The following is a 13367-nucleotide window of genomic DNA, read 5'->3' as shown; positions in this document are numbered from 1 at the left end:
AAACATTCAAATTATTTTTTACTTTCGTAGCTAGCTAACTGAACAGAAGATTGAAAAACAAGACTACGAACTGTCTTAATTGTGGTGAGCAATTAACACCTGATCAAAACTATTGCCCAAATTGTGGCCAAGAAAATTCCGACAAAAAGCTGCCTTTAGGTGCTTTTATAAAAGATTTCTTTTCAAACTATATTAGTTTTGACACTATATTATTCAAAACTTTAAACCCCTTTATTTTCCGGCCAGGAAAGCTCACCAAAGCTTTTAATGCAGGGAAAAGGAGAAGGTATATCAATCCTATTAGATTGTATTTGATATTTTCCCTTTTCTATTTTTTCATGATTAGCCTTACAGTTCCTAAAGATTTGATTGACTCAGGATTAAGATCAGTTGTCAATCAAAAATCCATTACGGATTCGCTAAAAGTTGAAGAACTTGATAGTTTAGGAATTCAACAACTGATTAATAAAGCAGAGCAAAATAAAGTGGCAAATAAGGAAGATTCCATTAATAAGTGGGCAACCTTAAAATATTGGGCAGCAGATGAAAATTTAAGCGATGAGGAATTTGAAGCGAAACTTGATAAAGTAGGTGGAAGTATCGAAATTATTCCCGCCAGTTATAAAAGATCATTTGTATTGAATTCTTCCATGTTCACCTATCAGGCCATTAGAAATCTGCCTTTGATGATGTTTTTCTTCCTCCCCGTTTTTGCTTTTATCTTATACCTCCTTTTTATGAAGAAAAGGTATTATATAGAACATCTCATTCATGGGCTGCACCTTCATGCATTTGCATATTTTATTTATGGATTAGCCATTTTATTAATCAGTCTATTTTCTACAGCTGAAGAATGGATTATATTTCTAAGTTTTGTTTGGGTTAGCATTTATACCCTTTTCTCCATTAAAAGGCTTTATCAAAACAGTTGGACAAAATCAATTTTTAAATTCATCACCTTAGGCTTTTTCTATTTCACACTCTTGTTATTGGGATTGGCTTTAGAATTGTCTATTTCGTTCTTTACCATATAAAAATGAAAAAGAAAATTGCTATAAGTTGGAGCGGAGGAAAGGATGCGTGTTTAGCATTTCATTATTTAAAACAGTCAAAAGAATATAAAATAGACCACTTACATACTGTCATTGGCGAAGAAACCAATAGAGTGGGCATGCATGGCATCAAGAAAGAATTGATTGAAGCGCAGGCAAAATCATTAAACTTACCACTCAAAATAAGTCACCTACCGTCTGATAAAAGCAATAAGTCATATGACCAAGTGATGAGCGAATATGCTGAATATTGTAAAACAAAAGGCATTGATACCATTGCATTTGGGGATATATTCTTAGAAGATTTGAGACAATACAGAGAAGAAAGAATGGCAGAAACAGGCATGAAATGTGTATTCCCATTGTGGGGAAAAGGAACTAAAGCCGTTATTGAAGAATTTTTGGATCTAGGATACCAAACTAAAATTTGTGCAGGAGATGCATCAAAACTTAATAAATCCTTAATTGGGCAAACCATTAATCATCAACTCATTCAGAACTTAGGTGAGAATGTTGACCCATGTGGCGAAAATGGAGAGTTTCATACTTTTGTTTATAATGGGCCACTTTTTCAAAACTCAATAGAATTACAATTGCTTTCAATTCACTCTCATTTTTATGTTTATAAAATTGAGGATGACGGAAAAACCAAAGAAATGAGAACTGAATTTTATTTTGCTGATTTTGAATAATGACTACTCGGCTTTACAGATTTTGAAAACCGAGCAGATCACCATTATTCCTTAATAATCTTTTCTACTATTCTACCTCCCTTCCTATCAGTAATAATCATAAAATATAGACCTTGTTCCCATGCAGACATGTTAATTGACTGTTTATTCTGGAACGACTCACTAAAGTAAAATTTTCGGCCGTCTGCAGCTAAAACAGATATTTCACGGATATCCTCTGAAGACTCAAAATCAATAAACAATTGATCTTGAACAGGATTAGGGTAAATATTCACGAGTCGATTTAAGGAATTTCGATTATTCAAAACCATGGCATCAATCGTCATAGTGGCAGTACTAGTTCCACAATCATTATAGGCTGTTAAGGTGACTTCAAACGGGCCTTCATTATCGTAAGTATACACTGGATTTTTATCAGTAACTATGCCCGAGCCATCTCCAAAATCCCATTCAAATAAATTAGAGTTTCTTGTTAAGTTTACAAATGTAATTTCACCGTCTTCAACTGAGACCGTAAAATCTGCAGAAGGTAAGCATTTTGTTAAATTTACGTTATACTCGAACTGTGAAGAACCACAATCATTGCTAACAGTGAGTCGGACTTGATAATTCTCAGCATTTTCATAAGTATGCACTGGGCTTTCTTCTGTTGAAATATCACTTCCATCTCCAAAATCCCATTCATAACTAGTACCACCCAAACTGCTATTGATGAAGTTCACTTCCAAATCATTAATTGACGCTGAAAGATTTGCACTTGGTAATCCATCAACATTATTAGAAAGAAAAGTTGTTAATGTTTCTCCATTTTCTAATTCTACCTTGCACCGGAAACGCATATCTGCCAATCCCGACAGCTCTGAATTTATTACAAGCTCAGCCGAATTCACACCTGAATAATCATTATTATTTGTTAAATTTTGGGGAACATCGCCATCTACAAGCTGCCATTGATAATTATTAACTTCAAAGCTCTCATCAACTTCCACTCTTAATCGAGCTTCTGTACCGCAAGAAGTAAAAACGGGGTGTTGCACAATTTTTTCTTCTATAGTAGGTCTAACTAAGAGCAATCCATTATTAATATCGCTAATTGCAACAATACCGCTGTCAAAATAAGGGTAGTTACTCCAACTTCCGCTAAAAGAAGTATTATTCCCTTGCGTAAAAGAATCAAAATAAGCTACCTCTCGCAAATCACCTTGGGCAATTCTTTTACCATCCAGAACTATCAACCCATTTGTGTAATTAGATTGAAAAATTAATGACCCCTTTGTGTATAAGTTATGATCAATAGCTGTTCTTTCTGATAAATATTCAGTTAGTAAAATTGGATTGTCTAGATTTCTTACATCCCAAATCAAAGTTCTGGTATTCAGCCCATTATTCAATTCATCTAACTCATCATTTGAAATAAAAAATTGATGGTCTTCGGTTAACCATCCTTGATGAGAATATGCCGATTGTGAATATCCCATTTTCGAAATCAACCTGGTATCTTCCTTGTCATTCACATTTGCAATTGTCACAGTATTCTCATTGGCATTGAAGCAAATCTCCATTCCTTGGTATTGCTGATCTGGGCCATTATAAATAACACATTGTCCATCATGAGTATAGCCATCTGAATCAAAACAACCTGCAAATTCAGGATTTTTTGGGTCTTGAATATTGACTATATGCAATCCCCCCTGACCACAATTATTACCTGCACCCCTGGCTCCTACTATATACGCAAATCCAGTTTCTTCATTGATCACCACATTATGGGCACTAGAAACACCAGCATAAACAGCATCCGCGCTAAACATTTGGATTGAACTATTTGCCTCTCTTAGTCTTGTTAAATCAAAGACCTGCATGCCGTGACCAGTATTATTATCAGCAACTACAAAAGCATGATTTTTGTAAACTTTAATATCTCTCCATGAACTGGGATTTCCGGATTGGCTTGGAAGTCTTCCAATAATCCTCGGGGAGGCTGGATTGCTGATATCAACAAAGACAGTCCCGTTTGTCTGCCCCATCAAAACATATTCCTTTCCAGAGGAGGGATCTGTCCAACCCCAAATATCATTTCCTTCGACCCCGTTGGTACCTGATAACTCGGCATTACTCAGCCTAGCAAGATATTCTATTTGATTACAGTCATATCCTGCAGCCTTTCCATTTTCGCACGGGGTTTGGGCAAAAGAATAATTCAAAATTAGAATATAAGTCAATAGGAAAGTAAATATTTTGGCCATGATAGTTTATTTATAATATTGATTTAATAACGTTCTTGCAGCTTTAACAGAATGCTTATTGCCCTGTCTTACTTCATCTTCAAATTTGCTTAAATTTTTCAATACTTCAGGACTTTTGTAGAAGTTTTGTTTTAAAAAATGATGAATTGTTTGATGCATCCAATGAATTGCTTGTTCTTTTCTGTTTAATGCAAAATAACCCGTTTGCTTTTGTTCTACTTGAAATTTATTTAATAACTGAAAAATCTCAACCAGCCCTTCACTATTCACTGCTGAACAAGTCTTTACCTCAGGTACCCATCCATTTTCATTTGCAGGAAATAAATGTAAAGCATTTTGATATTCTTTTTTGGCCTTTTCAGCTCTATCAATGTTGTCTCCATCTGCTTTATTAATCGCGATGGCATCAGCCATTTCCATTATTCCTTTTTTAATGCCTTGCAATTCATCGCCAGCCCCTGCTAGCATCAATAACAAAAAGAAATCAACCATGTTTTTAACGGAGGTTTCAGACTGACCTACACCTACTGTTTCAATCAGAATAAAGTCATATCCGGCTGCTTCACAAAGTAACATTGTTTCCCGGGTTTTGTGCGCTACTCCTCCTAATGCATCTCCTGATGGTGAGGGTCTTATGAAAGCATCTGCAGATCGACTAAGTTTTTCCATTCGTGTTTTATCACCCAAAATACTACCTCCTGTTTTTTGACTGGAGGGATCTATGGTTAGAACAGCCAACTTCTTTTTGTTCTCAAGTACAAGTTGTCCAAATGCCTCAATAAATGTACTTTTCCCAACCCCCGGAACTCCGGTAATTCCTATCCTGAACGATTTTCCAGTATAGTCATAAATCTTATCTATCAATTGAGCGGCTAACTCATTATCACTGTCCAGAGTACTTTCAACAAGAGTGATAGCTCTACTTAATCCTACCCTACTGCCAGAAAGCACACCTTCTTGATATTCTTCTAAAGATAATCTTCTTCGTTTTTTCAATCTATATTTTCTTTAAACCCAAAAGTTAAGATGCAAAACGTCTAAAGTATAATTTTTTTACATATAATTGTTAAATTCAATTAATTATTATAATTTTACTATTCAGATAAAAAGTTTAACTATTTTAATATAGGATGAAAGGGAGTATATTCAAAAACATATGGATAGATTCAATTTTAGCAACGGCATTTATTTTCGTTGTAATCTTTGGGTTATTTTCTTTAATCAATGTTTTTGATGCTATTGATCCAATTGGAGAGGCTTTAGAAGATGTAGAGTTCAATGACATTGTATACTCCACATTAAGGGAAGATCCCTCAGCTGATGATAACGTGGTTCTTGTGAACATCGGGAGGCTTCCTCGGCATATGATAGCTGAACAAATAAGAATCATCAATAAATACAATCCTAAGGTAATTGGATTAGACACTTTTTTTCCTTTTTCAAAAGGAGAAGCTCAAGACTCTGCACTGGTCAATGCAATAAGTGAAGTAGACAATATTGTTATGGCTACCAAACTTGAGCGATATAATGAGCTCAATGTAGTAGATTCCTTAAAATTATCTGCAGAAAAATTCAGGGTACATGCAGAGGATTTCGGCTTTGCAAATCTAGTGACAGGAGAAGGAGTGACACAGGAAGATGTAAAAACATGCCGTTCCTTTGTTCCCAAAGATTACTTATACTCTAAGGATAGCACTCATTTATTCTTCGCTGTGAGGCTAGCACAATATCTTGCACCTGAAAAAGTGGAGCGTTTTTTGGAAAGGGATAACGAAACAGAATACATCAACTATAAAGGAAATGCAATGGGCAGCGAGACCAATTTTGCTCCTACCTTTTTTGCTTTGGATATTCCAGATGTTTTTAATGAGAATTTCGTTCCTGAGTTAATAGAAGGAAAAATAGTAATCTTTGGTATGCTTGGTGAATATTTTGGTGACCCGTATACGATAGAGGACAAATATTATACTCCTTTAAATGAGAAATATGCTGGCCGAGGAAAACCTGATATGTTTGGAGCTGTAATTCATGCCAATATCATTTCTATGATTTTAGATGAGGATTACGTTTATAAACTTGAAGAACATTACCAGATCATAATTGCAGTTTTATTATGCTATTTAAATGTTGTGGCATTTATGTGGGTTTACTATCGTTTAAAAAATTGGTATGATGGTATCACCAAAGTAGTTCAACTGATAGAGTTATTGCTTATATTAGGAGCAATTATCTATAGCTATCATCTGTTTAACATTAATTTGGAATTAACACTTGCAATGGGTGTTGTGGCAGTAGTGGGTGACTCCTTGGAAGTATATAATGGAGTAGTAAAAAATATGTTTACCAAAGAAGGTAGAAGAGAATTATTTAGTGTAAACAAAAGTGAGATCGACAAAGTAGAAATCAATTAAATCAATTATTATGAAATCTTTAATCAAAATTGTAGTGGTGGCATTGTGGCTAGGTAATTACGCTGCCAATGCGCAAAGTTACGTATTTAAGGTCCTGGCCAATAAAGGTGATAATTCTGTTAAGTTGGAAGGAGCTGATTGGACAAAGCTGAAAACTGGTCAGTCATTAAATTCTGGAGATGAGCTAAAATTATCAGAAGAAGCATATTTAGGTTTGATGCATAATTCAGGCAAAACTTTAGAAGTAAAAACCCCTGGTTCTCATACCGTTTCAGGTTTGGCAGCAAACTTAAAAAGTAAAAACACAAGTGTGGCCAGTAAATATGCTGACTTTGTGATGAACAAGATGAGTGATGATGAAGGTAGCGGAGATTACAGAAAAAGTCTAGGAGCTACAGGAGCCGTAGACAGAGCTTTGGCGAGTGGTGCTTCTATTAAAATAATGGCTTTAAGCTCAAGTGAAATCATCAATGATGAAGTAATTCTTCGATGGAATGAGCCGAAGCAAGAGGGAGAAATAGAAGATTTATCTTATGAATTGACATTCAGCAACCTTTTTGATGAAACCATTGCCACTGAAACGGTCGATAAGACTTCTTACTTATTGGATAGAAGTAAAGAACCATTTGCTGGTCAAAACTTCATTAAAGTGAAAGTTCAGGTTAAAGGTGAAGATTTGAAATCTGATGATTATGCTATTACCATTAAGCCAGAGGAAGAAACGGCAGAAATAAAAGAAATACTTGAACAGCTCAAAAGTGAGATAGAAGGCGAATCTGCTATGGATAAATTAGTGATGGCGGCTTTCTATGAAGACAATGATTTACTTTTGGATGCTTTAACAGCATACGAGCAAGCCATCCAAATGGCACCAAATGTTCCGGTTTTTGAAAAAGCTTATGAAGATTTCTTGATTAGAAATGGTTTTACAAACTAGATAGAGCCTATTTGGTAATAATTAGAGGGACTATTATAGTATTGTGGATATTCAGTGCCAAATCGCACTGATTAGCACGATTAAATCAGAGAGTAAAAACCAAAACTAAACTAAAGAAGGAAGCCTGAAAAGTGCTTCCTTTTTTTATGCCAATAATTCCATATCTCTAATGAGGATTTTTCTTCTATCGAAGTTGATGATGTTTTAAAACTTTTTATAAATACATAAGTAATAATTAGGAATTAAGGATAAATTTATATAATTTAACCTTACAAATAAATTAACACCTTAAAATCAAAGCCTTATGTTAAAAAGAATTTACATTCTAGGATTTGCCATCATGTTTTTCAGTTGCACGAAGGAAGAACATTTTGATTTAATTCTAGATACCCAAAACAATGATAAGTTTGCTGTAAATATTGAACAAGCTGACTCAATCGCAGAGAATATTAATTTTCTGATTGATCAAAAGGATGATCAAAGCAAGCGAGGCGGTCAAGAATTCATAAATAAATCAGTAACGGAAGTTATTCCAGTAAAAAATAAAGAAAATGAACTTTCATTTTATACCATTAATTTTAAAGAGGGTGGTTGGGTTTTATTGGCAAGTGACAAAAGAGTAAATCCCATTTTAGCTTATTCTGAAGATGGAAGCTTTAACCCTGAAAAAGCAAAAACAGCAAATGGCATTTCTTTTTGGATGGATAAAGCTTACGATACAATAAATGAACTTAAAAAGAACAAAGAACAATCTTTAAAACTCAAAAAATTATGGGGAAATATTCAGGTTGGAGGCTTTTCTAATGCATTGCCTAATGGAAGGCCAATGGATGAACCTGACTGTTCCAATTATACCGAATTTAATGAAAAACTGTTAACCTTTCCATTTAAGTGGAGACAAGGAGGTGGTTTTAATGATGCTTTACATATAATACAATGTGATGATAACACCTCAACAAGAGCGGTAGCAGGATGTGTACCTATTGCCATTGCTCAAGTAATGCGATATCATGAATTTCCTACTAATTATAATTGGGGAAACATGAGTAACACAGTGGGTAATACTACTTCAGCAAATTTTATTTTAGATATTCATAATGCAATTGATAATAGATGGTGGAACGAACCCTCTTACAGTTGTGAAACTGCATCAGAGGCAGTTACAGGCGTTGGAAGCAACAAAGATAAATCACTTATTTTTACTGGCGATTTTGGTTACTCATCCGCAACTCAGTCCTCATTTATTGGTGGTACTGTAAGAGTGGAACTAAATAATAATAGACCTGTTATTCTATCAGGTAGTAGCAGTACGGGTGGTCACATGTGGGTTACAGAAGGATATCAATTATATACTTATCATTATGATGACTGTACGGGTACTAGTATAGCCTATTATCGAATGAACTGGGGTTGGGGATCAAGTTCAGATGGTTTCTATTCATCAAGTTTTGATCCTTCAGGCAATAATGGACCTTATAATTCTAATCAAAAAATGATTTATAATATACGACCTTAAAAGATTTTATTATTACATAATTCCACAATCAACTAACCTTTAAAGTAATTTTTAATTAAAAGACAAATAAGATGAAAACTCAATTTTTAATACTTGCAATTACAATACTATCCATGAGTTGTAAAGAAGATAATATTACTAATGACAGAATTGAAATCGATATGTATTTTTCATTAGTTGATCAAAATGGAAATGATTTATTGGATCCCAACAATGCAAATCATATTAAGGAGTCAGATATTAAATTAACTTACTTCATGGACTCCTCTTTACAAAATCCAGAATCTAGTAAAGAATTACGCTTTTTAAATGAAAAAAAAGATGGTCTTTATATGTTAAGTTTAGTGCCTAATCATACAGACAATTATGAAAAACCAATTACACATGTTGAATGGGGAGATTTCAAAAAAGACACCTTAAAAGCATCAGTTGCGAGAAGTCAGGGTATTCTTGCGTTTGCCAAAGTATGGTTAAATAATGAGCTTATTTATGATCCGAGCGATCGTGAATTGGAAGATGGATATTACAATATCATACAACTCAATATTGAATAGAAATTTATTTTAGAGTAGAATTACTTTTTAACTTCAATTAAAAAATCAATAGCGAAACATAATTTTAATAATAATTTAATAAAATTGGTTCAGAACCTAAAAAGGAAGCTTTTGAAGGCTTCCTTTTTTTATGCCAATAATTCCATATCTCTAATGAGGATTTTTCTTCTATCGAAGTTGATGATGTTTTTCTCTCTCAGTTCATTTAAAATAGTGGTAACAGTTTGCCGAGAAGTACCCGTCAAAGCGGCTATATCTTTGTGGGTTAAATGACTGGGAATCATCATTTCAAAACCGATTTTTTTTCCTTTTTCATTCGCCTCATCTCTAAGAAACTCTACAATTCGAGTACGAGCATCTTTAAAAACTAAAGACTCCAATCTCCTTTCCGTTTTACGCAAACGCAGTCCAATCAATTTCATCATTTTAAAACTTAAAGGCTGGTTGTTGGCCATCAAATTTTTCATGTCATCCAATGTCATGGGACAAACAATAGTCCCTGCATCCATGGCCTGAGCAAAATCCTGCCTTTTATCCTCACCAGTCAAGGCCAACTCACCAAAAATCTCTCCTTTGCTTAAAATCGCTTTAACTGATTCCTTTCCGTCTTCCAAATAAGAGCCGATTTTTATCCTTCCCTCCGCTATCATATAAATATAATTAGAAGAATCCTCCGGGAAATAAACAAACTCTTCCTTCTTGAATTTCGTCATGGGATGATCGTCTTCTATGCCTTCAATTTTATGTGGGCAAAGAATGTTAAACAAATCAACATTTTCAAAATACCATAGTTGAGTAGAATCTGCCATATTACTTGGAGTTAGGAATTGTAATAATTGTTACTAAATCTAATTTTATACTTTACGGAACTAAACAAAAATAAGTTCATAATCATTACTTTTGCAACAGGGTAAAATATTCCTACTTCAAAAAATTGAAATCCTAATTAACAAAATATGTATTTATATATTAAGTCTTTGCATATCATTTTTGTAGTCACATGGTTTGCAGGATTATTTTATATCGTTAGGCTTTTTATTTATCAAACTGAGGCCCTCCAAAAGTCTGAACCTGAAAAAGGTATTCTACATGCCCAACTTAGTAAAATGGCAAGGCTCTTATGGAATGTGATTACCTGGCCTTCGGCTATTATCACCTTGATTTTAGCTACAACTTTACTGATTCTACAACCCGTTTGGTTGCAACAACCCTTTATGCACATTAAACTAACTTTTGTGTTTTTCCTTTATTTATACCATTTCTCCTGTCATTATATTTATAAAAAACTCCAAAAAGGAGAAATCAAATACAGTTCTACACAGTTAAGAATTTGGAATGAGGTGGCAACTCTTTTTCTGGTTGCCGTAGTATTCTTAATAGTACTTAAAAATGAGCTCGACTGGATTTGGGGCACGATAGGCTTTATCAGTTTTGGAGTTTTATTAATGGTGGCTATTAAAATTTACAAGGCTTTAAGAGAGAAATAGTAATTAATAATTTGCAATTAACAAAAATGAATAAATTTAAATCTAGTATTCTGTTCACACTTACAAGCTTAATCTTAGTGGCTTGTGGTTTAGAAAATCAAAAAAATAAAAAAGCTGAATTTCCTGTTTTGGGAAGAAAGCAATACGTGGAAAAAATTGTAGATGGAAAAACCGTAACCGACACAGTTGACCATACAATTCCAGATTTTAAATTAGTTAATCAGGACAGTAATTGGGTAACTCCTGAAACTTTTGATGGCAAAGTTTATGTAGCGGATTTCTTTTTTACTTCCTGCCCTACGATTTGCCCTACTATGAAGAAAGAAATGTTACGGGTTTATGAAGCTTATAAAGAAAATGATGAAGTTGCTATTATCTCACATACCATTGACCCAGAATACGACACTGTAGCTTTATTAAAAGATTTTGCTGAAAAACTTGATGTACAGGCTCCGAAATGGCATTTCGTTACCGGTGAAAAAGAAGACATTTATGAACTTGGGCAAAAAGGTTATATGGTTACTGCCATGGAAGATGAGAATGAAGAAGGTGGCTACCTCCATAGTGGAGCTTTTGTTTTAGTAGATAAGGAAAGAAAAATCAGGGGGGTGTATGACGGCACTCGTTCTGAAGAAGTTGATAAATTGATCACGGATATTGAATTACTTTTGGCCACTTATGATGAGAAGTAAATATTCATCATTTAGTGATCTCATTATTAAATTTACTAAAAGCTGTCAGCTTTGTAATTAATATGAAATGATAAAAATGGAAGTACTTCAAAACTTTTATTCAATGAAACCTGACAGGTTTCCTATCAGACTGAGATTTATAAAGTCTTGGCAATTATTAATTATAATTTTTATTCCAATTATATCTTCCTGTGGTCGATATGAGGAATTTAAAAATTCTGCCACGGCAGACTATTCCAGTGAAAAAATGCAGAAGTACGCCAAGTATATGGTACAAGGAAAGCAGCTTTACACTACTCATTGCAGCAATTGCCATCAGGAAAAAGGGGATGGTTTAGGCAAGCTTTTTCCGCCTTTGGGTGAATCTGATTATATGTTGGAGGATATTCCAAGAAGTATTTGCGCAATAAAAAATGGATTAAAGGGAGAAATTATAGTGAATGGAAAAACCTATAATCAAGCAATGCCAGCCTTGGATCGATTGACCAATTTGGAAATAGCTGAGATTTCAACCTACATCTATAATAGCTGGGGAAATGAGACAGGAATGATTGAGCTGGAAACAGTTGAAGAGTCACTCTCCAACTGTCAATAACGTTATTTTAAATATTCTTGAGCCTCAGCAATACTTTTTTTCATTTTTTCACTCACCTCAGAAATGGAAGATTTTTGCTTTTTGAGATACTCCATTTTTTCAGCATCGGACATATTTTCCATTCTAGGATCGTAATTACGCATCCAGTTCATCATAGCTTTGTCAGATTCTTCTAAAGCAATAATCAAAGTTTGGATGGTTTCTTGCTTACTTTCGCTTACTGAATCTTTTTTACTTCTTAGCGATTTTTTCAGTTTCATAATGTCATCCATTTTAGGCATTACTTCATCATGAATGGCGATTGTCTCAGACTTTAATTTTTCAACTTCTTTTTCTTTTGATTCACAACTCATTAAAAAGCTGATCATTAAAAGTGCACTTATTCTTAGTATAGCGTTCATTATTTTTGATTAGATTTTTTAAACGGATACGTTGAAAAAAAGCCGAGGTTCTTAAAAAAATGAATTAAGGCAATGATTTATAAAAAATAGTTTTGTCTTCATCTGAACTATAGATATAACAGTTCGGAAATTTATATAAATAGCTACAAACCGCTAAGTCTTTCAAGGCATAAAGTGCATGAAAAAAAGAAAGTGATAGTAAAACAAAAAGCCAAACTCCGGTAGCATAAAAAGCAGCCATCAATGGAATCACAGAAAACAAGAAAAATGTGAAAGCACAAATTAGGAAATAGCTCTTTTTACTTAAAACAAAATCATTGGCTTGAACATTAAAGCGGAATAGATTCCAGTTCCATCTGAAATTAATTGTTTTAGCTCCAAAGAATTTAAAAGACAGCGCATGCACTAATTCGTGTAAAACAGGACTAATTAGAAGAGAAAGTAAAAGGCCACCCGTCAAACCAACTATCCAAATTCTATGCTCAATCTCTGCTACGTTGTTTGATAAGGACATGTAGACGCCAGCCAGCAAGCCAACGAATAGATAAACCCAGTAAATCCTTGTCACAGAATTTTTCCTTCGAATAAAAGTAGATATGAATAAAAGCCATTCTGAGCTATCCATGATGGATAACACATTTTTATATTGGCTTTTATTTTTTAACAACTCTGGACTCATCTTCACATAAATGTACGTGAAAATTAGCATGAAGATTAATAGACAATGTTAAGCTTTAGTGAATTTTAGATGTAGATGGATACAAAAAAAACAGCTGCCTTGAAA

The 13367-nt window shown here is 33.9% G+C and carries 14 protein-coding genes; 9 read left to right on the top strand and 5 right to left on the bottom strand.

All coding sequences use genetic code 11. From position 1 onward, the window contains the following. The first annotated feature begins 50 nt into the window (after positions 1-50). Both Q3Y49_RS09960 and Q3Y49_RS09955 read left to right on the top strand, forming a co-directional pair. The gene (locus tag Q3Y49_RS09960) at positions 51-1034 is read left to right on the top strand and encodes a DUF3667 domain-containing protein (RefSeq protein ID WP_303268003.1); all 984 of its coding nucleotides are present in this window, start codon (positions 51-53) and stop codon (positions 1032-1034) included. Positions 1035-1036: 2 nt separating this feature from the next. After that, positions 1037-1744 carry a Dph6-related ATP pyrophosphatase gene (locus tag Q3Y49_RS09955; protein WP_303268002.1) on the top strand — a complete coding sequence of 236 codons (708 nt, stop codon included), beginning with the start codon at positions 1037-1039 and terminating at the stop codon, positions 1742-1744. 44 nt (positions 1745-1788) lie between these two features. Here the strand turns inward: Q3Y49_RS09955 and Q3Y49_RS09950 are convergent, their stop codons facing one another. Beyond that, a complete protein-coding gene (locus Q3Y49_RS09950; protein WP_303268001.1) occupies positions 1789-3990 on the bottom strand; it encodes a choice-of-anchor B family protein in 2202 nt (733 codons plus the stop codon). A 6-nt stretch (positions 3991-3996) separates the two neighbouring features. Continuing rightward, positions 3997-4986, bottom strand: a complete 990-nt coding sequence (gene meaB / locus Q3Y49_RS09945) for a methylmalonyl Co-A mutase-associated GTPase MeaB (RefSeq protein ID WP_303268000.1) — start codon at positions 4984-4986, stop codon at positions 3997-3999. Positions 4987-5120: 134 nt separating this feature from the next. Here meaB and Q3Y49_RS09940 point away from each other — a divergent pair, with 134 nt between their 5' ends. From Q3Y49_RS09940 to Q3Y49_RS09925, 4 genes are all read left to right on the top strand, one after another. After that, a complete protein-coding gene (locus Q3Y49_RS09940) occupies positions 5121-6401 on the top strand; it encodes a CHASE2 domain-containing protein (protein ID WP_303267999.1) in 1281 nt (426 codons plus the stop codon). A gap of 10 nt (positions 6402-6411) precedes the next feature. Further along, a complete protein-coding gene (locus Q3Y49_RS09935; protein ID WP_303267998.1) occupies positions 6412-7338 on the top strand; it encodes a hypothetical protein in 927 nt (308 codons plus the stop codon). 304 nt (positions 7339-7642) lie between these two features. Further along, positions 7643-8854 (top strand): C10 family peptidase, encoded by a 1212-nt coding sequence (locus tag Q3Y49_RS09930; RefSeq protein WP_303267997.1) that lies wholly within the window; start codon positions 7643-7645, stop codon positions 8852-8854. A 71-nt stretch (positions 8855-8925) separates the two neighbouring features. Beyond that, positions 8926-9408: a hypothetical protein gene (locus Q3Y49_RS09925; protein ID WP_303267996.1), complete on the top strand. Its 483-nt coding sequence runs from the start codon at positions 8926-8928 to the stop codon at positions 9406-9408. 128 nt (positions 9409-9536) lie between these two features. Here the strand turns inward: Q3Y49_RS09925 and Q3Y49_RS09920 are convergent, their stop codons facing one another. Then, positions 9537-10217, bottom strand: coding sequence for a Crp/Fnr family transcriptional regulator (locus tag Q3Y49_RS09920; protein ID WP_303267995.1), 681 nt, complete (start codon positions 10215-10217; stop codon positions 9537-9539). A 147-nt stretch (positions 10218-10364) separates the two neighbouring features. Between Q3Y49_RS09920 and Q3Y49_RS09915 the strand changes: the two genes are divergently transcribed. From Q3Y49_RS09915 to Q3Y49_RS09905, 3 genes are all read left to right on the top strand, one after another. After that, positions 10365-10895, top strand: a complete 531-nt coding sequence (locus Q3Y49_RS09915) for a CopD family protein (protein ID WP_303267994.1) — start codon at positions 10365-10367, stop codon at positions 10893-10895. A gap of 26 nt (positions 10896-10921) precedes the next feature. Further along, on the top strand, positions 10922-11587 hold the full coding sequence (locus tag Q3Y49_RS09910; protein WP_303267993.1) for an SCO family protein: 666 nt from the start codon (positions 10922-10924) through the stop codon (positions 11585-11587). Between the two features lie 103 nt (positions 11588-11690). Then, positions 11691-12182 carry a c-type cytochrome gene (locus Q3Y49_RS09905; RefSeq protein ID WP_303267992.1) on the top strand — a complete coding sequence of 164 codons (492 nt, stop codon included), beginning with the start codon at positions 11691-11693 and terminating at the stop codon, positions 12180-12182. Between the two features lie 2 nt (positions 12183-12184). On the opposite strand, the gene Q3Y49_RS09900 is transcribed toward Q3Y49_RS09905, so the two are convergent. Both Q3Y49_RS09900 and Q3Y49_RS09895 read right to left on the bottom strand, forming a co-directional pair. Beyond that, the gene (locus Q3Y49_RS09900) at positions 12185-12583 is read right to left on the bottom strand and encodes a hypothetical protein (RefSeq protein ID WP_303267991.1); all 399 of its coding nucleotides are present in this window, start codon (positions 12581-12583) and stop codon (positions 12185-12187) included. Between the two features lie 64 nt (positions 12584-12647). Then, on the bottom strand, positions 12648-13262 hold the full coding sequence (locus Q3Y49_RS09895; protein WP_303267990.1) for a DUF3267 domain-containing protein: 615 nt from the start codon (positions 13260-13262) through the stop codon (positions 12648-12650). Between the last annotated feature and the right edge of the window lie 105 nt (positions 13263-13367).

Source organism: Marivirga harenae (assembly GCF_030534335.1).
GTDB classification, from domain to species: domain Bacteria; phylum Bacteroidota; class Bacteroidia; order Cytophagales; family Cyclobacteriaceae; genus Marivirga; species Marivirga harenae.
Note: the sequence above shows the minus strand (reverse complement) of the source record. Positions and strands in the feature narration are given on the sequence as shown.